Source organism: Streptomyces sp. M41(2017), assembly GCF_002078175.1.
Lineage (GTDB): Bacteria > Actinomycetota > Actinomycetes > Streptomycetales > Streptomycetaceae > Streptomyces.
Window position 1 is genome coordinate 710,175 of record NZ_MWFK01000001.1, and the last position, 22,504, is coordinate 732,678.

The following is a 22,504-nucleotide window of genomic DNA, read 5'->3' on the forward strand; positions in this document are numbered from 1 at the left end:
GTCACCGCTAGCGTCGCCGTATGAGGCTGACTTGGGAAGAGCCGGGGTGGGAACGGGTGGCGCCCCGGATCGGCCGGCGGCGCCTTCCGGGCTGGGACTGCACCGTCGGGCTCGTCGTCGGCGGGGACGCGGCGCTGATGATCGACGCCGGGTCGGGTGTCGCGGAGGGCGCGGCGCTGCGCGCGGAGGCGGAGCGGCTGCTCGGCCCGGGGCGGCACGTGACGCACCTCGCACTCACCCACCCGCATTTCGACCATGTCTTCGGCGCCGCGGCGTTCGCGGATGCCGAGGTGTTCGTCGCGGACGGCTCGTCCGGGGTGTACGAGCACGGTCGTGAGGAACTGCGGGCGGACGCGGTGCGCAACGGGCTGGACCCCCGGACGGCGCGGGAGGCGGCCGACGCCCTCGTACGCCCCGCGCACGGCGTCCGGGGCACCCGGGACCTGGAGCTCGGCGAGGGCGCCCGGGTGCGGCTGGTGCGGATCGGTGAGGGCCACACCGCCCACGACCTCGTGGCTGTGGTGCCGGGCGATCCTTCGGTGGTGTTCTGCGGCGACCTGGTCGAGGAGTCCGGCGAGCCGCAGGCCGGCCCCGACGCGGTCCCGTCGCGCTGGCCTGCGGCGCTCGACCGGCTGCTCGCGCTCGGCGGGCGGGACGCCGTGTACGTGCCCGGACACGGAGCGCTGGTGGACGCGGCGTTCGTCCGCTCGCAGCGGGACGAGCTGGCCGCGCGTTTCGGCGTGTCGCGGTGAGCCCCGGCGCACTTCTCCTATCGTCATGCGAATGCGCCAGTACTCTCCGGACCTGACCCCGCCGTGGAAGAAGCCCAAGCCCGTGCCCGAGGTCCCGGCGGACCCCGGTCTGGTGGTCGAGGAGCCCGGCACCGGTTTCTGCGGCGCGGTGATCGGCTGCGAGGCGGGCACGGTGACCCTGGAGGACCGCTTCGGCAAGCACCGGGTGTTCCCCATGGAGCCGCGCGGCTTCCTGCTGGAGGGCAGGGTGGTGACGCTGGTCCGCCCGGCGTCCGCGGCGCCCGTACGTCCCAGCCGCACCGCGTCCGGCTCGGTGGCGGTGCCCGGCGCCCGCGCCCGGGTCGCGCGAGCGGGCCGCATCTACGTGGAGGGCCGCCACGACGCCGAACTGGTCGAGCGGGTCTGGGGCGACGACCTGCGCGTCGAGGGCGTCGTCGTGGAGTACCTGGAGGGTGTCGACGACCTTCCCGCGATCGTCGAGGAGTTCGCGCCGGGCCCGGACGCCCGGCTCGGCGTGCTCGTCGACCACCTCGTGCCCGGCTCGAAGGAGTCCCGGATCGCCGCGGCGGTGACGAGCGAGCACGCGCTGGTGCTCGGCCATCCCTACATCGACATCTGGGAGGCCGTGAAGCCGTCCTCCGTGGGCATCCCGGGCTGGCCCCGGGTGCCGCGCGGCGAGGACTGGAAGACGGGCGTGTGCCGGGCCCTGGGCTGGCCGGAGAACACCGGCGCGGCCTGGCAGCACATCCTGTCCCGGGTCCACTCCTACAAGGACCTCCAGCCCGAACTGCTGGGCCGCGTCGAGGAACTGATCGACTTCGTCACCGCGCCGGAGTAGGCCGGACCGCCGCCGGGCGCGGTCGCGTCCGGCCGCCCGTCGGTGGCGTCCGGGGACCGTTGTGGCTTCCGGCGTCGCCGTCCGGTCAGTCGACCAGGTCCCGGACGACCGCGTCCGCGAGGAGGCGGCCGCGCAGGGTGAGGACGGCGCGGCCCTCGTCGTACGGGCCCGGTTCGAGGAGGCCCTCGGACAGGGCGCGGCGGGAGGCCGTGCGGCCGTCGGGGCGGAGCAGCGAGAGCGGGCAGCCCTCGCGCAGCCGCAGTTCGAGCAGGATGCGCTCGACGCGGCGGTCCTCGTCGGAGAGGAGTTCGCGCCCGGCACCCGGGGACCGGCCGGAGGCCAGCGCCGCCGCGTAGGCCCCGGGGTGCTTCACGTTCCACCAGCGGACGCCGCCGACGTGGCTGTGGGCGCCGGGGCCCGCGCCCCACCAGTCCGCGCCGCGCCAGTACAGTTCGTTGTGCAGGCAGCGGGCCGCCTCGGTGGTGGCCCAGTTCGACACCTCGTACCAGTCGAAGCCCGCCTCGGCCATCACCTCGTCGGCGATGAGGTAGCGGTCGGCGTGGACGTCGTCGTCGGTCATCGGGACCTCGCCGCGGCGGATGCGGCGGGCGAGCTGGGTGCCCTCCTCGACAATGAGCGCGTAGGCCGAGACGTGGTCGGGGCCGGCGCCGAGGGCTGCTTCGAGGGAGGCCCGCCAGTCGTCGTCGGACTCCCCTGGGGTGCCGTAGATCAGGTCGAGGTTCACGTGCTCGAAGCCGGCCGCGCGGGCCTCGGCGACGCAGGCCTCGGGGCGGCCGGGGGTGTGGGTGCGGTCCAGCACCTTCAGCACGTGCTGCCGGGTGCTCTGCATCCCGAAGGAGACGCGGTTGAAGCCGCCGGCGCGGAGCGTCGCGAGGTACTCCGGGTCGACCGACTCCGGGTTCGCCTCCGTGGTGATCTCGGCGTCGTCCGCGAGACCGAACTCGTCACGGATCGCCCCCAGCATCCGGACGAGGTCGTCGGCGGCCAGCAGGGTGGGCGTGCCGCCTCCGACGAAGACGGTGCGGACGGGACGCGGGTCGTCGCCGAGGACCTTGCGGGCGAGGCGGACCTCGTCGGTCAGGGTGTCCGCGTAGTTGTCGCGGGAGGCGAGCACGCCTCCGGTGCCCCGCAGCTCGGTCGCCGTGTAGGTGTTGAAGTCGCAGTACCCGCAGCGGGTCGCGCAGTAGGGGACGTGGAGGTAGAACCCGAGGGGCCGCTCGGCCGCCCCGGCCAGGGCGTGCGCGGGCAGCGCCCCGTCATCGGGGACGGGCTCACCGTCGGGGAGTGCGGAAGGCATGCGTTCCATTGTCCAGCACGGGCGGAGTGAACGGTCCCGGCCTGTGGACGAACGGGCACGCTCCTCGTCGCCCGGCCCGTCGCCGGGGCTACTCGGCCTGTAACACCAGCAGGGCCATGTCGTCCTCCGGCGGGCGGCTCCCGAACTCGTGCACGAGTGCCCGGATGCGTTCCGCGACCAGCTCGGCGTTCAGGCCGGTGCACCCCGCGAGGGCGTGCGCCAGCCCGTCTTCGTCGTCGAACTGCCGGGTCCCCTCGCGCCGCTCCGTCACGCCGTCGGTGACGCACAGCAGGGTGTCGCCGGGATGCAGGTCGAAGGACTCGGAGGTGTAGCCGGGGTCCTCGAAGACGCCGAGCAGGGTCTGCGGGCGGGCCACCTCCCGTACGTCGCCGTCGGGGGCCAGCAGCAGCGGCAGCGGGTGTCCGGCCGAGGCGAGGGTGCAGCGCACGCCGCCCTCGAAGGGGACCAGTTCGCCGTAGAGCATGGACAGGAAGCGGGTCTGCGGGCCGAGGTCGGTGCCGAGCCCGGGGTCGCCGGCCGCCACGAGCGCCCGGGCGGCCGCGTCGGCGGCCTCGGTCGCGTCGTCGAGGAGGAGCTGGTTGAGGCGGTCGAGGACGTCCGCCACGTCGTAGCCCTCGCGGGCCAGCAGCCGCAGCCAGGGCCGGGCGAGCCCGATCACGACGGCGGCCTCGGGGCCCTTGCCCTGGACGTCGCCGACGGCGAAGCACCAGCGGCCGTCCCCGGCCGGGAACACGTCGTAGAAGTCGCCGCTGGGGCCGCCCTTGTCGAGCGGCTCGTAGACGAGGGCGCTGCGCACGCCCGGGATCTCGGCGACCGCGCCCGGCAGGAGCCCGCGCTGCAGGACTCTGCTGATGGTGGCCTGGCGCGCGTACTGGCGGGCCGCGCCGATGGCGAGCGCGATCCGGCGGCTCAGGTCCTCGACGAGCCCGCTGACCTCGTCCGCGAAACCGGTGGGTCCGGCCCTGCCGATGACGAGCGTGCCGAGCGGCCGGCCGCCCGCGATCAGCCGGTACGCCAGGGCCGCGCCGCTCGCTCCGCGCGGGCCCAGCGCCTCGCCGGGCCAGGGCACGGGCACGGCGCGGGAGCGGACCGCGTCGGGCAGCCGCGGCGGGTCCTTCTCCAGGGCGTCGCGCAGGTCCTCGATGAGGTTCTCGCTGCCGTGCCAGACCCGGGCCAGCCGGGGTCCGAGGGCGAGCCCGAGTCCGCCGGCCCGGTCGGTGGCCTCGTCCTCCAGCCACACCGCGCACCAGTCGGCGAGCCGCGGGACGAGGAGCTGTCCGGCGAGCGCGGCGACGAGGTCCTCGTCGAGCTGCCCGGCCAGCAGGTCGGAGGCCTCGGCGAGGAAGGAGAGGGCCCCGCGGTCGAGCCAGTCCCGCCCCTCGGAGGGGTTCCGTGGGCCGCCGGGGGCCGTGCCGGCCTCGGTGACCTCGTGGAGGCCGGACGGGTCGAGGGCGTCCCCGGCCGGGACGGAGGTCCCGGGCCGGCCCGGGACCGGCGCCGCGAAGACGGACGCGGTCGCGGTGGGGCCCGCGGGACCCCGTCCGCCGGGGCGGCGGGCCCGCGTGCGGCGGCTCCCGGAGGCGCCGTCGGCCGGCCCGTCCTGCGCTCCGGTCGTCCCGCCGGTACCCGCGGCGCCGTCCATGCCCGCTCGGCCGCCTCTCCCGGCGAGGTCGTCCCCGTCCACCGCGAACACGTCGGCCGAGGACGGGGCCTTTGCCGTGAACGCGTCGCCGCCGGACAGCGTGTCGGCGCCGCCGTCGAGCAGCAGGCGCGCCCAGACCGTCTTGACGCCCGGCCGGTAGGTGATCCCCCAGGCCTCGGACAGGGCGGAGACGAGACGCAGGCCCCGCCCGTACTCCGGTGTCCCGTAGGGGCGTTCGGGACTGTCGTCGCGTATCGCGCGGGCGGGGTGGTGATCGGTCACCTCGACGACCAGCGGGCCGGGCGGGCCGTCCGGCGCGTGCTCCAGGCGGCACAGCAGCTCGACGTCGGTGCCCGCGTGGACGACGGCGTTGGTGACGAGTTCGCTGACCACCACGGCGGCGTCGTCGATGAGCCGGTCGTCGATGATCTCGGCGCCGGGCAGGGCCAGTTCGGCCCAGCCCTCGAGCGTGTCCCGGAGGTAGCGGCGGGCGGCTCCGGGGGCGAGCGGAGTGCCCGGCAGGGTCGTGCGGGCCACGGTGTCCTGGCCGGCCCGGTGGTGCGCGGGCGCACCCGGGGCGCACGCCATGGACTCGCGTTGCGTCGGAATGGCCCCCACGGTGCGGCTCCCTGAGCAGTTCGGACGAATACACCTCAGCCGGTGCGGACAGGGTGACAGACTGACCGCGCCCATAAGCGTCGAGTCACCGAAGTGGGCCGTCATGAGTGAGAACAGTGGTATGCATGTGCTCGAAGACGGACAGATTCGAGCATCGGACCTGCGCCCCCTGCTCGCCGCGATGACCGCGGCGCGGGACGGCGACTTCAGCAAGGTGCCGGAGACGGCGCACGGCCTGGTCGCCGAGCTGAACACGATGTTCAACCAGATCATGGACCGCAGTTCGCACTTCAACTCCGAGGTGCAGCGCGTCCGCAGGGAGCTGATCCGGCACGGACGGCTCGACGAGCGGCTCGCGGCCAGCCCCGGCGGCGGCAAGTGGACGACGCGCGTGGACGACGTGAACCAGCTGCTCGACGCGCTGGTGGCGCCCGCGGCGAACGCGACCCGCGTGCTCGACGCGGTGGCCGGCGGCGACCTGACCCAGCGCGTGGACCTGCACGACGGCAACCGTCAACTGCGGGGCGACCTGCGCCGGCTGGGCCGTGCCGTGAACAAGATGGTCGACCAGCTCTCCCTGTTCACCGGCGAGGTCACCCGGGTCGCCCGCGAGGTCGGAACCGAGGGGCGGCTCGGCGGCCGCGCCAAGGCGACCGGCCTGTCGGGGAGTTGGCGGGACGTGACCGAGGCGGTCAACACGATGGCCTCGCGGCTGACGGCTCAGGTGCGGGACATCGCCCTGGTGACCACGGCGGTGGCACGCGGCGACCTGACGCGGACGGTGACGGTCGAGGCGACCGGTGAGCTGCTGGAACTGAAGCTCACCGTGAACACGATGGTCGACCAGCTCTCCGCGTTCGCCGACGAGGTGACCCGGGTGGCCCGCGAGGTCGGAACCGAGGGGCGGCTCGGCGGGCGGGCGCAGGTGCGGGGGGTGTCGGGCGTCTGGAAGGACCTCACCGACAACGTCAACTTCATGGCGTCCAACCTGACGTCACAGGTTCGAAATATCGCACAGGTCACCACGGCGGTCGCCAACGGTGACCTCAGCCAGAAGATCACGGTCGACGCCCAGGGCGAGATCCTGGAGCTGAAGTCGACGATCAACACGATGGTCGACCAGCTCTCCGCGTTCGCCGACGAGGTCACCCGCGTCGCCCGCGAGGTCGGAACCGAGGGCAACCTCGGCGGCCGGGCCCAGGTGCGGGGCGTGTCGGGCGTCTGGAAGGACCTCACCGACAACGTCAACTTCATGGCGGACAACCTGACCTCGCAGGTCCGCAACATCGCCCTCGTCTCCACCGCCGTGGCGCAGGGCGACCTCGGCAAGAAGATCACCGTCGAGGCGAAGGGCGAGATCCTCGAACTGAAGTCGACGATCAACACGATGGTCGACCAGCTCTCCGCGTTCGCCGACGAGGTCACCCGCGTCGCCCGCGAGGTCGGGACCGAAGGCAACCTCGGCGGCCAGGCGCAGGTCCGCGGGGTGTCGGGCGTCTGGAAGGACCTCACCGACAACGTCAACTTCATGGCTCTGAACCTGACCTCGCAGGTCCGCAACATCGCGCAGGTCACCACCGCCGTCGCCAACGGTGACCTGTCGAAGAAGATCACGGTCGACGCCCGGGGCGAGATCCTGGAGCTGAAGGACACCGTCAACACCATGGTGGAGCAACTGCGCGCGTTCGCCGACGAGGTGACCCGGGTGGCGCGCGAGGTCGGCACCGACGGGCGGCTCGGCGGACGCGCCCAGGTCCTCGGGGTCTCGGGCGTCTGGCGGGACCTGACCGACAACGTCAACTACATGGCGGACAACCTGACCTCGCAGGTCCGCAACATCGCCCAGGTGGCCACAGCGGTGGCGCAGGGCGATCTGTCGAAGAAGATCGACGTGGACGCCCGCGGCGAGATCCTCGAACTGAAGACGACGATCAACACGATGGTGGACACGCTGTCGTCGTTCTCCTCCGAGGTCACCCGGGTGGCCCGCGAGGTGGGTTCGGAGGGCCGGCTCGGCGGTCAGGCGCGGGTCGAGGGCGTGTACGGCACCTGGAAGCGCCTGACGACGAACGTGAACGAGCTCGCCTCGAACCTCACCACTCAGGTCCGCGCGATCGCCGAGGTGGCGTCCGCGGTGGCCCAGGGCGACATGTCCCGCTCGATCACGGTGGAGACGCAGGGCGAGGTCGCCGAGCTGAAGGACAACATCAACCTGATGGTGGCCAACCTGCGCGAGACGACCCGCGCCAAGGACTGGCTGGAGTCGAACCTCGCCCGCCTCGCCGCGCTGATGCAGGGCCACCGCGACCTGATGGAGGTCGCCGACCTGATCCTGCGCGAGCTGACTCCGCTGGTGAACGCGCAGTACGGCGCCTTCTTCCTCGCCGACCCCGAGGAGGACGAACCCGCGCTGCGCACGGCGGTGCCCGCCAAGGGACTCGCGTTCATCGCCGGGTACGGCGCGGCGCAGGGCGCGACCGTCGACACCGGCGGCATGCCGGTGCACGGGCTGGTCCGGCAGGCGGCCCGCGAGAAGAAGCGGATCCTCGTCGAGGAGGCCCCGCCCGACTACATCAAGATCAACAGCGGGCTCGGGGAGGCGGCTCCGGCCAGCGTCGTCATCATCCCGATCCTCTTCGAGGACAAGCTCCTCGGTGTCATCGAACTCGCCTCGTTCTCCCGCTTCTCCGACGTCCACCTCGCCTTCTTCGACCAGTTCGTGAACACCATCGGCGTCGCCATCAACACGATCATCGCCAACTCCCGTACGGAGTCGCTGCTCGGCGAGTCCCAGCGGCTCGCCATCCAGTTGCAGGACCGTTCCGACGAACTCCAGTCGCAGCAGGCGGAGCTTCAGCGGTCCAACGCCGAACTGGAGGAGAAGGCGGCCCTCCTCGCGACCAGCTCGCAGTACAAGTCGGAGTTCCTGGCGAACATGTCGCACGAGCTGCGTACGCCGCTCAACTCCCTGCTGATCCTGGCCCGGCTGCTCTCCGACAACCCCGACGGCCGGCTCTCCGACCAGGAGGTGCAGTTCGCGACGACCATCCACCGCTCGGGCTCGGACCTCCTCCAGCTCATCAACGACATCCTCGACCTGTCGAAGATCGAGGCCGGCCGGATGGACGTACGCCCCAAGAGGCTGCCGCTCATCAAGCTCCTCGACTACGTCCATGCCACCTTCCGTCCGCTCACCCACGACCGTGGGCTCGCCTTCGAGGTGGCGGTCGGCGAGGACGTGCCGCGCGAGATGTGGTCCGACGAGCAGCGGCTCCAGCAGATCCTGCGCAACCTCCTCTCCAACGCCATCAAGTTCACCGCGAACGGCCGCGTCGAGCTGCGCGTCGACCGCGTCACGGACTCCGACCGGAGCCGGGAGAGCGGCGACACGGTGATCGCCTTCGCCGTCTCCGACACCGGCATCGGCATCGCCCCGGAGAAACTCCCGGTGATCTTCGAGGCGTTCCAGCAGGCCGACGGCACCACCAACCGCAAGTACGGCGGCACGGGCCTCGGGCTGTCCATCAGCCGGGAGATCGCCGGGCTGCTCGGCGGCCGGATCGTGGCCGAGAGCACACCCGGCAGGGGCTCCACCTTCACGCTGTACGTGCCGGTGGTGAGCCCCGGGAACGCGGCGACGGGACCGACCCGCGAGGACCATCTCGTCGCCCTGCCCGAGCAGTCGTCGACGGAGCCCTACACGGTCCACGGCACCGATGACACCTGGCCGGCCCCCACCAAGCTGGAGGCCTGGCAGGCGGGCCGGGCGGGCCGGGTCCTGCCGGGCAGGCGGGTGCTGATCGTGGACGACGACATCCGCAACGTCTTCGCGCTGACCCATGTGCTCGGCCGGGTCGGCATGCCCGTGCTGTACGCGGAGAACGGCCGCGAGGGCGTCGAGACGCTGGAGCGCAATCCCGACGTCGAGCTGGTGCTGATGGACATCATGATGCCGGAGATGGACGGCTACGAGACGATCTCCGCCATCCGCCGCGCTCCCCGCTGGACGGGCCTGCCCATCGTCGCGCTGACCGCGAAGGCGATGCCCGGAGACCGCGAGAAGTCCATCGCGCGGGGCGCCAACGACTACGTCCCCAAGCCGGTGGACGTCGACCGGCTCCTCACCGTCGTCTGCGCCCTCCTCGATCCCGAGGGAGCGGACGACGGCGAGGAGCCGGACGCCCCCGGTACCGCGGAACCCGGGAGGACCGCCACCGGCCCGGACACGGCAGCCGCCGAACCGGCGGTCGATGCGCCGCGGGGGCGGGGCACCGACAGGACGCGGACCGAGTGAGGCACCGTCATCATGAGTGAGGCGACGAACGGCGAGCGCGCGAGCATCCTCCTGGTCGACGACATGGAGGACAACCTGGTCGCTCTGGAGGCCGTCCTCGGCTCCCTCAACGAGCCGCTGGTACGGGCGCGTTCGGGTGAGGAGGCGATGAAGGCACTGCTGCGGCAGCGGTTCGCCGTCGTCCTGCTCGACATCCGGATGCCGGGCATGGACGGCTTCGAGACGGCCGCGAACATCAAGCGGCTCGACCAGACCAAGGACGTTCCCATCATCTTCCTGACGGGCACGGACGCCGACGCGGGCTACGCCTTCCGCGGGTACGCGACCGGGGCCGCCGACTATCTGACGAAGCCGTTCGACCCGTGGGTGCTGCGCGCCAAGGTCACCGTCTTCCTCGATCTGCACCGCAAGAACCGGCAGTTGGAGCGCCTGCTGGCCCGCGAGGAGGAGCGGTTCGACGAACTCGCCGACCGGCTCCGCGGGATCGAGACGCAGCTCGCGGCCGGCGCCCTCGACGACGCGGCAGGACTCCGCGAGCAGTTGCGGCGGATGGAGGCACTGCTCACGGACATGCGCCGGGACCGGGCCTAGGCCGTGTCCCGGCAACGGCGTCGGAGGCCGTACACGCCTCCGCCCCCGGCCGGGACCGGGGGCGGAGAGGTCACGGGGCGGGACCGGGCCGGGGCTACGCCTCGCGGGTGCCCGCGTACATCTCGTCGATCAGGTGCTTGTACTCCCGCTCGACCACCGGGCGCTTGAGCTTGAGGCTCGGGGTGATCTCGCCGTGCTCGACGTCCAGGTCACGGGGCAGGAGACGGAACTTCTTGATGGTCTGCCAGCGCTGGAGACCTTCGTTGAGCTCCTTCACATAGCCCTCGACCATGGCGACCGTCGCGGGCGCGGCGACGACCTCGGCGTACGACCTGCGCTCCAGGCCGTTGTCCTTCGCCCACTCCATGATCGACGGCTCGTCGAGCGCGATGAGGGCGGTGCAGAAGTTCCGGTCGGCGCCGTGCACGAGGATGTTGGAGACGTACGGGCAGACCGCCTTGAACTGGCCCTCGACCTCGGCGGGCGCGATGTACTTGCCGCCCGAGGTCTTGATGAGGTCCTTCTTGCGGTCGGTGATCCGCAGGTAGCCGTCCGGGGACAGCTCGCCGATGTCGCCGGTGTGGAACCAGCCGTCGGCCTCCAGCACCTCGGCCGTCTTCTCGGGCAGCCCGTGGTATCCCTCCATGATGCCGGGGCCGCGCAGCAGGATCTCGCCGTCGTCCGCGATGCGCACCTCGGTGCCGGGGAGCGGCTTGCCGACCGTGCCGGTGCGGTAGGCCTCGCCCGGGTTGACGAAGGAGGCGGCGGAGGACTCGGTGAGTCCGTACCCCTCCAGGATGTGGATGCCGGCGCCGGCGAAGAAGTAGCCGATCTCGGGCGCGAGGGCGGCGGAGCCGGAGACGCAGGCGCGCAGGTTGCCGCCGAAGGCCTCGCGGATCTTGGCGAAGACGAGCGTGTCGGCGACCTTGTGCTTGGCGCCGAGCGCGAAGGGCACGGACGCGGAGCCGGTACGGCGGAAGTTGTCCTGGCTGACCTTCGCGTACTCGCGGGACACCTCGGCGGCCCACTGGAAGATCTTGTACTTGGCGCCGCCGCCGGCCCGTGCCTTGGCCGCGACCCCGTTGTAGACCTTCTCGAAGATGCGCGGGACGGCCGCCATGTAGGTCGGCTGCACCACCGGCAGGTTCTCGATGATCTTGTCGACGCGGCCGTCGACGGCGGTCACGTGCCCGACCTCGATCTGGCCGGAGATGAGGACCTTGCCGAAGACGTGCGCGAGCGGCAGCCACAGGTACTGGACGTCGTCCTGGCCGACCAGACCGGTGGAGGCGATCGCCTTCGCCATGTACGACCAGTTGTCGTGCGGCAGCCGGACACCCTTGGGGCGGCCGGTGGTGCCGGACGTGTAGATGAGGGTGGCGAGCTGGCCGGCGGTGATCGCGCCGACGCGCTCCTTGATCAGCTCGGGGTGCTTCTCCAGGTAGGCGGCGCCGCGCTTCTCCAGGTCGGCGAGGGTGAGGACCCAGTCGTCGCCCTCCGCGCCCTCACCGTCGATGACCACGACGTGGCGGAGCTCGGGAAGGTCCGCCCGCTTGTCCCGCGCCTTGGCGAGCTGGGCGGCGTCCTCCGCGATGAGCACCCTGCTCGCGGAGTCGGAGAGGATGAACGCCGACTCCTCGGCGTTGGTCTGCGGGTAGACGGTCGTGGTGGCCGCGCCGGCGCACAGGATGCCCAGGTCGGCGAGGATCCACTCGACCCGGGTGGAGGAGGCGAGCGCCACGCGCTGCTCGGGCTCCACACCGAGTTCGATGAGACCGGCGGCGATGGCGAAGACCCGCTCGGCGGCCTCGCCCCAGCTCAGTGACTTCCACTCGTCGGGGCCGTCACCCGCGGCCGGTACCGGGTAGCGGTAGGCCTCGGCGTCCGGTGTGGCCGCGACGCGCTCCAGGAAGAGGGCCGCGACGGACGGCGGACGGTTCTCGATCAGGGTCTGTGTGTCGCTCACGACATCCTCCGGGGCCCGCGGCGTTGCGGCTGGCTCAATTGCGGCTGTTGTTTAACTCGCGAGTAACTACCGAGCAGAGATCAGAGTAGAACGCGTCCGGCCGGTGCGTAAGAGGCGGCGGCCCGCCACTTCGACCAGGACACACTCCGCAGACAAGCACAGGGCCCGCCGCGCCGAAGCGCGACGGGCCCTGAAACTCGGCATCCCGGGTGACTACTTCTTGCCCTTGGCGCCGCCGCCGCTGTCGTCGCTGGACAGCACGGCGATGAAGGCCTCTTGCGGAACCTCCACAGAGCCCACCATCTTCATGCGCTTCTTGCCTTCCTTCTGCTTCTCCAGCAGCTTCCGCTTACGCGAGATGTCACCGCCGTAGCACTTGGCGAGGACGTCCTTGCGGATGGCGCGGATGGTCTCGCGGGCGATGACCCGGGAGCCGATGGCCGCCTGGATCGGCACCTCGAAGGCCTGCCGCGGGATCAGCTCGCGCAGCTTGGCGACCAGCCGGACACCGTACGCGTACGCCTGGTCCTTGTGGGTGACCGCCGAGAAGGCGTCCACCTTGTCGCCGTGCAGCAGGATGTCGACCTTGACCAGGCTGGAGGTCTGCTCACCCGTGGGCTCGTAGTCCAGCGAGGCGTACCCGCGGGTCTTGGACTTCAGCTGGTCGAAGAAGTCGAAGACGATCTCGGCGAGCGGCAGGGTGTAGCGGATCTCGACGCGGTCCTCGGAGAGGTAGTCCATGCCGAGCAGAGTGCCGCGCCGGGTCTGGCACAGCTCCATGATCGCGCCGATGAACTCCGAGGGCGCGAGGATGGTCGCGCGCACGACGGGCTCGAAGACCTTGTCGATCTTGCCCTCGGGGAACTCGCTCGGGTTGGTGACGATGTGCTCGCTGCGGTCCTCCATCTCGACGCGGTAGACCACGTTCGGGGCGGTCGCGATCAGGTCGAGCCCGAACTCGCGCTCCAGCCGCTCGCGGATCACGTCGAGGTGCAGCAGACCCAGGAAGCCGACGCGGAAGCCGAAGCCCAGCGCCGCCGAGGTCTCCGGCTCGTACACCAGCGCCGCGTCGTTCAGCTGGAGCTTGTCCAGCGCGTCGCGCAGCTCGGGGTAGTCGGAGCCGTCCAGCGGATAGAGGCCCGAGAAGACCATCGGCTTGGGGTCCTTGTACCCGCCGAGGGCCTCGGTCGCGCCCTTGTGCAGGGTGGTGATCGTGTCACCGACCTTGGACTGACGGACGTCCTTCACCCCGGTGATGATGTAGCCGACCTCGCCGACACCGAGCCCGTCGGCCGCCTTCATCTCGGGGGCCGAGACGCCGATCTCCAGCAGTTCGTGGGTCGCGCCGGTGGACATCATCCGGATGCGCTCACGCTTGTTGAGCTGACCGTCGACGACACGCACGTACGTGACGACGCCGCGGTACGAGTCGTACACCGAGTCGAAGATCATCGCGCGGGCCGGGGCGTCCTGGACGCCGACCGGGGCCGGGATCTCGGCGACGACCCGGTCGAGGAGCGCCTCGACACCGAGACCGGTCTTGGCGGAGACCTTGAGGACGTCCTCGGGGTCGCAGCCGATGAGGTTGGCGAGCTCCTCGGAGAACTTCTCCGGCTGGGCGGCCGGCAGGTCGATCTTGTTCAGTACGGGGATGATCTTGAGGTCGTTCTCCATCGCCAGGTAGAGGTTGGCGAGAGTCTGCGCCTCGATGCCCTGGGCCGCGTCGACCAGCAGGACCGTGCCCTCGCAGGCCGCGAGGGACCGGGACACCTCGTACGTGAAGTCGACGTGCCCGGGGGTGTCGATCATGTTGAGGATGTGGGTGCTGCCCGGATCCTCGGAGGGCGCCCAGGGCAGCCGGACGGCCTGGGACTTGATCGTGATCCCACGCTCGCGCTCGATGTCCATGCGGTCGAGGTACTGGGCGCGCATCTGCCGCTGGTCAACCACCCCGGTCAGCTGGAGCATGCGGTCGGCGAGAGTGGACTTGCCGTGGTCGATGTGCGCGATGATGCAGAAATTGCGGAGCAGAGCCGGGTCGGTACGGCTCGGCTCGGGCGCATTGTTAGGGGTCGCGGGCACGCAGGGTCCTGTCTCTTGAGGCGCCTGTCGCCTCGGGTCGGATCGATACGTAGGCTCCATCGTCCCACGCGTGGGGAGCTGCGACCGGTTTGGGCCGTGTGAGCGGGGATCGCCCCGCTCGATCGGGGTGTCCGGCGCCGTCTTCCGTGTCCGTCCCAGGGCCTCCTCCGCGGGCGGCGGAGACCGGTTTGGGCCGGTCGCACGGGGACTGGTAGCCTGGGTGGCTGTGTCTCGTGCCCTCTCTGCAGGAGACGCACCCAAGAAAATCAAACGGCGGGTGAGACGTGCTGTCTCGCCTGCCTGAACCTGTAAAGGCTCATTCGTGGCGAACATCAAGTCCCAGATCAAGCGGATCAAGACCAACGAGAAGGCCCGGCTGCGCAACAAGGCCGTCAAGTCTTCCCTGAAGACCGCGATCCGCAAGGCCCGCGAGGCTTCGGCCGCGGGTGACGTCGAGAAGGCCACCGAGTACACGCGCGCCGCGTCGCGCCAGCTCGACAAGGCTGTCTCGAAGGGCGTCATCCACAAGAACCAGGCCGCCAACAAGAAGTCGGCGCTTGCTTCGAAGGTCGCCGCCCTCAAGGGCTGAGTCGGCTGAGCCCCTCGGGCTCACCCTCTGACCTACTTGACGTGACCGTCGGCCGGACCCGAGCGGGCCCTCTCTCTCCGCTCCCGACCGACACCCCGGATCCGCGCACGATCTGCGTTCGCCACGCGGGCGTGGATCCACCCATCTCGAACCGAAGGCCCCGCTTCCTCCCCTACGGGAGACGAGCGGGGCCTTCGGCGTGAGGTGGGGCACGAACCAGGGGGGACGCTGCCGGACAGCCGTCGGCGTGAGGTGGGGCCAGCGGGAGGTGGGCCCGGCGGGAGGTGGGGCCGGCGGGAGGTGAGGCGGGCTCAGAGCGCGGTCGACTCTGGGCGAGGTCTGCTCAGGACCGCGACGTCTGCTCGGGGCGAAGAGGGTGGGGCGGGGCAGCACCTGTCCTCAGCCGCGGCCCGAGCGGGAGCAGCGTCAGTCCCCAGCCGCGGCCCGAGCGGGGCAGGGCCTGTTGCTAGCCGCGGCCGGAGCGGGAGCAGTGTCAGTACCCGGCCGCGGCCGGAGCGGGAGCAGCGTCAGTCCCCAGTCGCGGCCCGAGCGGGAGCAGCGTCTGTCCCCAGCCGCGGCCCGAGCGGGGCAGGGTCTGTTCCTAACCGCGGCCGGAGCGGGAGCAGTGTCAGTCCCCGGCCGCGGCCCGAGCGGCCGCGGCCGGAGCGGGAGCAGCGTCAGTCCCCGGCCGCGGCCCGAGCGGGGGGGCAGGGCCTGTTCCTAGCCGCGGCCGGAGCGGGCCGCGCGGGCGATCGTCACGACCGCCTTCTCCAGCGCGTACTCCGGATCGTCGCCGCCGCCCTTGACCCCGGCGTCCGCCTCCGCGACGGCCCGCAGGGCCACGGACACCCCGTCCGGCGTCCACCCGCGCATCTGCTGGCGCACCCGGTCGATCTTCCAGGGCGGCATTCCCAGCTCACGGGCGAGATCGGCGGGCCGGCCGCCCCGCGCCGAGGACAGCTTCCCGATCGCCCGCACGCCCTGCGCGAGCGCGCTGGTGATCAGGACCGGGGCCACACCGGTCGACAGCGACCACCGCAACGCCTCCAGCGCCTCCGCGGCCCGCCCCTCGACGGCCCGGTCGGCCACCGTGAAGCTGGATGCCTCGGCCCGTCCCGTGTAGTAGCGCGCGACGACCGCTTCGTCGATCGTCCCTTCGACGTCCGCGGTCAGCTGCGTCACCGCCGACGCCAGCTCGCGCAGGTCGCTCCCGATGGAGTCCACCAGCGCCTGGCAGGCCTCCGGTGCGGCCGAGCGCCCCAGCACCCGGAACTCGCTCCGCACGAACGCCAGCCGGTCCGCCGCCTTCGTCATCTTGGGGCACGCGACCTCCCGCGCCCCGGCCTTCCGCGCGGCGTCCAGCAGCCCCTTGCCCTTGGCGCCGCCCGCGTGCAGCAGCACCAGGGTGATCTCCTCGGCGGGCGACCCGAGATACGTCTTGACGTCCTTGATCGTGTCCGCCGACAGATCCTGCGCGTTGCGTACGACCACGACCTTGCGCTCGGCGAAGAGCGAGGGGCTCGTCAGCTCGTTGAGCGTGCCGGGCTGCAACTGGTCCGAGGTGAGGTCCCGTACGTCCGTGTCGGCGTCGGCGGCCCGGGCCGCGGCCACCACCTCCTGCACGGCACGGTCGAGCAGGAGGTCCTCCTGGCCCACGGCGAGCGTGACGGGGGAGAGGGGGTCGTCTTGTGCGGTCTTCTTGGCCATCCCCGAAAGCATCCCACGCGCCACCGACAACCGACCCCGCCCTCCCACGGGCCCCACGCGCCCCGGCCACCCGTGCCCGAGGGAGCGGCCAACCATTCCCAAGGCACCGGTCTCCCCTTCCCAAGACCCGGCCTCCCGTTCCCGAGGGGGCTGCCAGCCGTTCCCGAGGGGGCGGCCTCCCGTTCCCAAGGCACCGGTCTCCTGTTCCCAAGGCCCGGCCTCCCGTCCCGAGGGGGCTGCCACCCGTTCCCGAGGGGGCGGTCTCCCGTTCCCAAGGCCCGGCCTCCCGTTCCCGAGGGGGCTGCCACCCGTTCCCGGGGAGCCGGCCTCCCGTTCCCGAGGTATCGACCCCGGCGAGGCGAACAGCCGCCCTGACACGGGTGCCGCACACGACCGGCCCGGGTCGGCCCGTGGGGCAGCCCGGGGTCACGCGCTCCCGCGCGGGCCGCCCGGGATCACGGCTCCTCGCGCCAGCCGTCCCACTCCGCCGCGAACTCGTCCAGTTCCTTCGGGTCCAGCCGCTCGTCGGCGTCCGTCAGGACGACGAGCCACTGCGCGTCCTCGGCATCGTCCTCGCCGGCCAGCGCGTCCCGGACCAGCTGCGGCTCCTCGTGCAGTCCGAACCTGTCCCCGACGGCCTCCGCCGCCTCCTCCGCTGCATCACGGTCGGGCAGCACCAGCACATGTCTCACTTCGCTCACCCGGACATTTTCCGGTACGTCCGACGCGGCCGGCCCCCGGGGCGCCTTTCGGAGCGACAGGGCACGCGAACGGACCGGGACGGGATGAGGAACAGGGCCGTGAGCAGGGCGGGGAACGGGGCGCGGAGCAGGGCGGATCACCGGGGCGGGGAACCGAGCGGGCCACAGGGGAGCAGGGCGCGGGGCCGGAGGTCACCTCGCCTGCCCGACCTCCGGCACCCGGTCCAGCTCGATACCGAAGCGCTCCCGGTAGACCGCCAGCACCTCCTCGTCCGTGGCGACCTCCGTCACCTCCTTCGCCCCGTCGGGGGCCGTCACCGTGAACTTCCTGCCGCTGAGCGTGATCCGTCCCCCGTCCTTCGTGACCCGCGAGCAGACCAGCGAGCGGGAGAAGTGCGACAGCGCCGACGTGCTGTGCCACCAGGCCCCGACGACGAAGTCGTCGAGCACCCTCGGCCGCATCTCCAGCCGGTACTGGCGCTTGCCGCCCAGGGTGACGTCCAGATCCTTGCTCTCCCGCCCGTCGCCGGCGCCCCGCACCCCGGCCGCGTCCGGTCCGGCCTCGACGACCCCGAACGTCCCGCCCGGATCCCGCTGTTCGCCCCGTTCCCCGAAGGCCAGCGGGTAGTGGCTGTGCGCTCCGAAGCCGACGTCGGTGATCCAGTCGCCTCCGTCCACCGTGCGCACCCGCAGCGCGAGATGGTCGTAGGGAATCCCGAGCTTCCCGTCGTCCCCGTACACCCGCGCCGCGAGCAGCGTCACGTCGAAACCGAGGGAGCTCAGCAACGCCCCGAAGGCGCCGTTCAGTTCGTAGCAGAAGCCTCCTCTGCGCGCGCCTACCAGCTTGTCGAGCAGCCTCTTCTCGTCCAGCACGATCTCCTCACCGAGGTGGATCGACAGGTTCTCGAACGGCACCGTCCTCAGGTGGCGCAGCTGAAGCTCGCGCAGCACGTCGGACGTGGGCCACGCGGGGTGCTGAGCCCCGATGCGGCGGAGGTAGGCGTCGGCCTGTGCGGAATTCATGTCCTCAGTGTCCCGCCACACTCAAGGCCCTGCCCGCACTCGTGACGGCGAGCGACCCGTCCTCGTCGGTCCGCAGCACCACCGCGCCCCCGGCCCGCAGCGCCTGCACGGTGCTCGGGGCGGGATGCCCGTAGACGTTGTCCCTGCCGCAGGAGATGAGCGCGAGGCGCGGCGCCACCCGGCGTATGAGCTCGGGATCCTGGTAGGCGGACCCGTGATGGGCGACCTTGAGCACGTCCACACCTCCTACCTCCAAAGCTGCGGGTGACCTCAACAGGGCCTGCTGCGCGGGTGGTTCGAGGTCTCCGAGCAGCAGAAGCCGCAGCCCGGCCGTCCGGACGAGCAGGGCGATGCTCGCGTCGTTCGGACCGTCCGGCGTCGGGGCCGGATCCGGTGGCGGCCACAGCACCTGCCAGTCGAGCGTGCCGGTGCGACGCCGCTCGCCGGCCGTGGCCCGGGTCACGGGGATGTGCCGCGCGGCCGCCTCCCTCCTGACGAACTCGGCCTGATCCGGCGGTTCCGCGAACCCGGTTGTCTCGATCGCGCCCACCGACCGCCCGTCGAGCACACCCGGCAGTCCCGCGACATGGTCGGCGTGGAAGTGCGTGAGCACGACGAGCGGGATCCTGGTGACGCCGAGGGTGCTCAGACAGCGGTCGACCGCGGCCGGATCGGGCCCGGCGTCCACCACCACGGCGCTGCCGTCACCCGCGGAGAGGACCGTCGCGTCGCCCTGTCCCACGTCGCACATCACGAACCGCCAGCCGGGCGGCGGCCATCCCGTGATCACCCTCGTCAGCGGCGGCGGCTGCACCACGACCAGCAGGAACACCACCAGGCAGGCGCCGATCAGCCAGGGGTGCCGCAGCAGTCTCCGTCCCACGAGCACGACGACGACGGTGACGAGCGCCAGCAGACCGGCGCCCGCCCAACTGCCCGGCCAGTCCACTCCCCCACCGGGCAGGGCGGCGCCGGTGCGCGCGATCTCCGCGATCCACCGGGCGGGCCAACTCGCGCACCACGCCAGGACCTTGGCGACCGGCATCGCCACGGAGGCCGTCGCCAGTGTCCCGAAGCCGAGCACCGTGGCCGGCGCGACCGCGAACTCCGCGAGGAGATTGCACGGCACCGCCACCAGACTCACCCGCGCCGACAACACGGCGACCACGGGCGCGCACAGGGCCTGCGCCGCGCCGGCCGCGGCAAGCGCCTCCGCCAACCGGGGAGGCACCCGGCGCCGGCGCAACGCCGCACTCCAGCGCGGGGCGATCGTCAGCAGGGCGCCGGTGGCGAGCACCGACAGCAGAAAGCCGTAACTGCGGGACAGCCAGGGGTCGTACAGCACCAGCAGCAGTACCGCGGTGGCGAGCGCCGGGATCAGCGATCTGCGGCGCCCGGTCGCGATGGCGAGCAGCGCGATCGATCCGCAGGCCGCCGCCCGCAGCACGCTCGGGTCCGGCCGGCACACGATCACGAAGGCGAGGGTGAGCGCGCCACCGAGCAGGGCGGTCGCCCGGAGCGGGACACCGAGCCGGGGTGCGAGTCCGCGCCGCTCCACCCGCTGGGCGAGGCCCGCCGGACCGATGAACAGGGCGAGCAGAATCGTGAAGTTGCCGCCGCTGACGGCGAGGAGGTGGGTGAGGTCGGTCGCCTTGAAGGCCTCGTCCAGCTCCGGTGTGACCCGCGCGGTGTCCCCGACGACCAAGCCCGGGAGCAGCGCCCGGGCGTCCGCCTCCAGACCGTCGGTCGCCGCACGCAGCCCCTCCCGCAGCCGTCCGGCGAACCGCTGCGGCCCCGACGGCTCCTCCACCACCTGCGGCGGCGCGCTCCCCCGGACCCGCAGCACCGCCGCGATGTCGTCCCCGCCGGACAGAGCCGGCACGACCCTCGCCGCGACCCGCACCCGCGTGGACGGCAGCAGCGACAGCCAGGGGGAGCGCTCGCCGGCGCCCCGGCCGGGTCCGCGCGGCGAGCGCGCGTCGACGATCACCAGCACCGGCGTCCGGGTGGCGAGCACCGAGCCGTCCGCCTCGACGATCCTCCTGACCCGCGCGTCGAAGAGCAGCGCCGTCGGCGCCATGTGGTCCCCGGTGATCCGGGGCCGGGTGAACCGTGGATCGGAGGTGACCTCCACGTCGGCCGTCACCTGGGCGAACCTCTTCGCCAGCGCGGGCACGGGGCCGCGCCGCACGTCCGCGCCGTGCAGCCCCGCGGAGGCCGCGGCCGCGGAGACACAGAGCAGCACGGCGGCCGCGGAGACGCGGGGCCACCCGCCCGGTCGTGCTCCTCCCCGCACCCGCCGGCCCGTGGAGACGCCGCGTCGGCGGACGGGACCTCCGAGTGCCGAGGCGGAAGCGGGTTCGCCTCCCGCCCCTGAACGCGCGTCGGACCGCCCGACCGACAACAGCAGGCCCCCGGCAACCAGCGACACCAACGCCACACCGGTGACCCACCCCGGCGACGCCCCCACCAGCAGGGCAGCCGTCGCCCAGACCGCCAGGGCAGGCGGCACGAGCCGGAGATCCACCGGCCCCTCCACCCGAGGGTGCGCGGCACCCAGCCGCTTCCCGGAGTCCGCGTGGACGGACCTGCGGCCCGCGGCGTGTGAGGCCGGCTCGCTGCTCGCCGCACGCACATGCCCCACGCTCGTCGCCGCCCCGGCCGAGCACGTACCCGAAGGCGACCCGCCCGAGGGCGTACGCGCAGGCGGTCCGACCGAGCGCGTACCTGGAAGCGGTCCTACCAAGCGCGTATCTGGAAGCGGTCCGGCCTGCGAAGGGTCAGCCGCCGACCCGGTACCGCTCGCGGCGCCACTCGCGGCGCCACTCCCGGCGCCCCTCTCCCCCCTGTCGCTCATGGCTGCACCAGGTCCCGGAGGTCCGAGAATCGGCGATCGCCGATTCCGTTCACCTCGCGGAGTTCGTCGACCGCGCGGAACCCGCCGTGCGCCGTGCGGTAGTCGATGATGTGCCGGGCCAGCACGGGGCCGACTCCGGGCAGTGTGTCGAGCTGGTCGACCGTGGCCGTGTTGAGGGCGATCGGCGCCGAGGGTGCGGCACCGGCCGCGCCTCCTGCGGCTCCGGCCGGACCCGCTCCACTCGACCCCGCTCCGGAAAGCCCCGTTCCCGGTGGGGGCGCCGGCGCTCCGACCACGATCTGCTCCCCGTCGACCAGCAGACGCGCACGGTTGAGCCCGCCGGTGTCCGTGCCGGGCCGCACGCCGCCGGCCGCCCGCAGGGCGTCCTCCACCCGGGAGCCCCTCGGCAGCCGCTGGAGTCCGGGGGCCCGCACCTTGCCGCCGACATCGACGACGATCCGGCTCCCGGCGGCACCGGCGGGGCCGGAGGCTCCGGTCGAGGCGCCCGCTCCCCGCGCCGAACCGGACTGTCCGCGCTCCCCGCCCTTGCTCCCGAACGGCACCGCCGCCCGTACCACCTCGGGGGCACGCACCGGCTGCGGCCTGCCGACCCAGAAGTGCTGAACGGCGAAGACAGCGGCCGCGACCAGCAGCACGGTCAGCGCGGCCACGCTCCTGCGCTCCAGACCGCACCGCGACTGGAGCCACAACGGGAGCCGCTCCCGCACGGCCGGCCCGACCCGCTCCCGCCACGCCCCGACACCTTCACCCGCACCCGCACCCTCCAGCTCGCCCGGAACCGCGTCATGACGCGAGGCGGGCCGGCTGGAACCGGAGCGCAGGTCGAGACGGGCAGCGGAATGCCGGTCGGGATCGGCGAGCCGGTCGCGCCGCACGTCGAAGCGGGTGTCCGGCAGCAGGCCGGCCTCGACGCCCGAGCGGCCGAGGGCCCCGCCACGAGACCGGGTGTCCCGGCCGCCATCGCCCCAGGCCCCCTCCCCCGATCCCGTCCGAGCCGGGTCGGGCCGTAACGACGCGGCGCGCGCCCGAAGCTGCCACTCGGCATACGCCCCCACCCCCCGGAAGTCCCGCCCCGCGGGCACGCTCGCCTCCGCAGGACGCTCGCCTCCCGGCGGACCCGTCGGGGCCCCGTTCCCGTTCCCGTCCCCGCGCCCGTTCCCGTTCCCGTCCCCGCGCCCGTTCCCATTCCCGTCCCCGCGCCCGTTCCCATTCCCGTCCCCGCGCCCGTTCCCGCCAGGAAGGCCCTTGGCGCCGTGCCCCGCACGTTCGCCCCTCTCCTCCTGAGGAACCTCGGCGCTCTCCCGAATCCCGCCGCCGTCACCCAGCGGCCCGGTGCCCCGCACGGTGCTCCCCCGCGGACACCGCGATCCCCTCAGGTCCTCCAGGTTCCTCCAGCCCTCGGAACCTTCGGGACCCTCCGGGCCGGCCGGACTCAGCGGGCCCCCCGGCGCCTCCGGGCCGTCCCTCACCTCCGGATCCGCGCC

The 22,504-nt window shown here is 72.6% G+C and carries 14 protein-coding genes; 5 read left to right on the forward strand and 9 right to left on the reverse strand.

What is annotated here, in order from left to right; all coding sequences use genetic code 11:
• The first annotated feature begins 20 nt into the window (after positions 1–20).
• Both B0675_RS03270 and B0675_RS03275 read left to right on the forward strand, forming a co-directional pair.
• A complete protein-coding gene (locus B0675_RS03270; protein ID WP_081217219.1) occupies positions 21–752 on the forward strand; it encodes an MBL fold metallo-hydrolase in 732 nt (243 codons plus the stop codon).
• Positions 753–783: 31 nt separating this feature from the next.
• Complete coding sequence (locus B0675_RS03275) at positions 784–1,590, forward strand: DUF3097 domain-containing protein (RefSeq protein ID WP_081217220.1); 807 nt, start codon at positions 784–786, stop codon at positions 1,588–1,590.
• 85 nt (positions 1,591–1,675) lie between these two features.
• Here B0675_RS03275 and hemW read toward each other — a convergent pair whose 3' ends face one another.
• On the reverse strand, positions 1,676–2,908 hold the full coding sequence (hemW, locus tag B0675_RS03280) for a radical SAM family heme chaperone HemW (RefSeq protein WP_081217221.1): 1,233 nt from the start codon (positions 2,906–2,908) through the stop codon (positions 1,676–1,678).
• 88 nt (positions 2,909–2,996) lie between these two features.
• The gene (locus B0675_RS03285; protein WP_081217222.1) at positions 2,997–5,189 is read right to left on the reverse strand and encodes a SpoIIE family protein phosphatase; all 2,193 of its coding nucleotides are present in this window, start codon (positions 5,187–5,189) and stop codon (positions 2,997–2,999) included.
• Between the two features lie 181 nt (positions 5,190–5,370).
• On the opposite strand from B0675_RS03285, the gene B0675_RS03290 reads away from it, so the two are divergent.
• Together B0675_RS03290 and B0675_RS03295 are read left to right on the forward strand one after the other, a co-directional pair.
• Positions 5,371–9,483: a HAMP domain-containing protein gene (locus tag B0675_RS03290; RefSeq protein ID WP_241539891.1), complete on the forward strand. Its 4,113-nt coding sequence runs from the start codon at positions 5,371–5,373 to the stop codon at positions 9,481–9,483.
• Between the two features lie 9 nt (positions 9,484–9,492).
• On the forward strand, positions 9,493–10,074 hold the full coding sequence (locus tag B0675_RS03295) for a response regulator (protein WP_081217224.1): 582 nt from the start codon (positions 9,493–9,495) through the stop codon (positions 10,072–10,074).
• A gap of 94 nt (positions 10,075–10,168) precedes the next feature.
• Here the strand turns inward: B0675_RS03295 and B0675_RS03300 are convergent, their stop codons facing one another.
• Together B0675_RS03300 and lepA are read right to left on the reverse strand one after the other, a co-directional pair.
• On the reverse strand, positions 10,169–12,040 hold the full coding sequence (locus B0675_RS03300) for an AMP-dependent synthetase/ligase (RefSeq protein ID WP_081217225.1): 1,872 nt from the start codon (positions 12,038–12,040) through the stop codon (positions 10,169–10,171).
• A 213-nt stretch (positions 12,041–12,253) separates the two neighbouring features.
• Entirely contained in the window at positions 12,254–14,122 is a 1,869-nt protein-coding gene (gene lepA, locus B0675_RS03305) for a translation elongation factor 4 (protein WP_081217226.1), read from the reverse strand.
• A gap of 322 nt (positions 14,123–14,444) precedes the next feature.
• Between lepA and rpsT the strand changes: the two genes are divergently transcribed.
• Positions 14,445–14,711 carry a 30S ribosomal protein S20 gene (gene rpsT / locus B0675_RS03310; RefSeq protein ID WP_081217227.1) on the forward strand — a complete coding sequence of 89 codons (267 nt, stop codon included), beginning with the start codon at positions 14,445–14,447 and terminating at the stop codon, positions 14,709–14,711.
• A gap of 720 nt (positions 14,712–15,431) precedes the next feature.
• On the opposite strand, the gene holA is transcribed toward rpsT, so the two are convergent.
• From holA to B0675_RS40380, 5 genes are all read right to left on the reverse strand, one after another.
• Positions 15,432–16,418 (reverse strand): DNA polymerase III subunit delta, encoded by a 987-nt coding sequence (gene holA, locus B0675_RS03315; protein ID WP_179165232.1) that lies wholly within the window; start codon positions 16,416–16,418, stop codon positions 15,432–15,434.
• Positions 16,419–16,873: 455 nt separating this feature from the next.
• Positions 16,874–17,119: a hypothetical protein gene (locus B0675_RS03320; protein ID WP_081217228.1), complete on the reverse strand. Its 246-nt coding sequence runs from the start codon at positions 17,117–17,119 to the stop codon at positions 16,874–16,876.
• Positions 17,120–17,311: 192 nt separating this feature from the next.
• Positions 17,312–18,142 carry an arylamine N-acetyltransferase gene (locus B0675_RS03325; protein WP_081221563.1) on the reverse strand — a complete coding sequence of 277 codons (831 nt, stop codon included), beginning with the start codon at positions 18,140–18,142 and terminating at the stop codon, positions 17,312–17,314.
• 4 nt (positions 18,143–18,146) lie between these two features.
• Positions 18,147–20,777: a ComEC/Rec2 family competence protein gene (locus B0675_RS03330; RefSeq protein WP_081217229.1), complete on the reverse strand. Its 2,631-nt coding sequence runs from the start codon at positions 20,775–20,777 to the stop codon at positions 18,147–18,149.
• 218 nt (positions 20,778–20,995) lie between these two features.
• Complete coding sequence (locus B0675_RS40380) at positions 20,996–22,102, reverse strand: ComEA family DNA-binding protein (RefSeq protein WP_241539684.1); 1,107 nt, start codon at positions 22,100–22,102, stop codon at positions 20,996–20,998.
• Positions 22,103–22,504: the final 402 nt, after the last annotated feature.

Coding starts and splice junctions, on each gene's coding strand:
- B0675_RS03270 (WP_081217219.1), top strand. CDS start 21: ATGAGGCTGACTTGGGAAGAGCCGGGGTGGGAACGGGTGGCGCCCCGG.
- B0675_RS03275 (WP_081217220.1), top strand. CDS start 784: ATGCGCCAGTACTCTCCGGACCTGACCCCGCCGTGGAAGAAGCCCAAG.
- hemW (WP_081217221.1), bottom strand. CDS start 2,908: ATGCCTTCCGCACTCCCCGACGGTGAGCCCGTCCCCGATGACGGGGCG.
- B0675_RS03290 (WP_241539891.1), top strand. CDS start 5,371: ATGACCGCGGCGCGGGACGGCGACTTCAGCAAGGTGCCGGAGACGGCG.
- holA (WP_179165232.1), bottom strand. CDS start 16,418: ATGGCCAAGAAGACCGCACAAGACGACCCCCTCTCCCCCGTCACGCTC.
- B0675_RS03325 (WP_081221563.1), bottom strand. CDS start 18,142: ATGAATTCCGCACAGGCCGACGCCTACCTCCGCCGCATCGGGGCTCAG.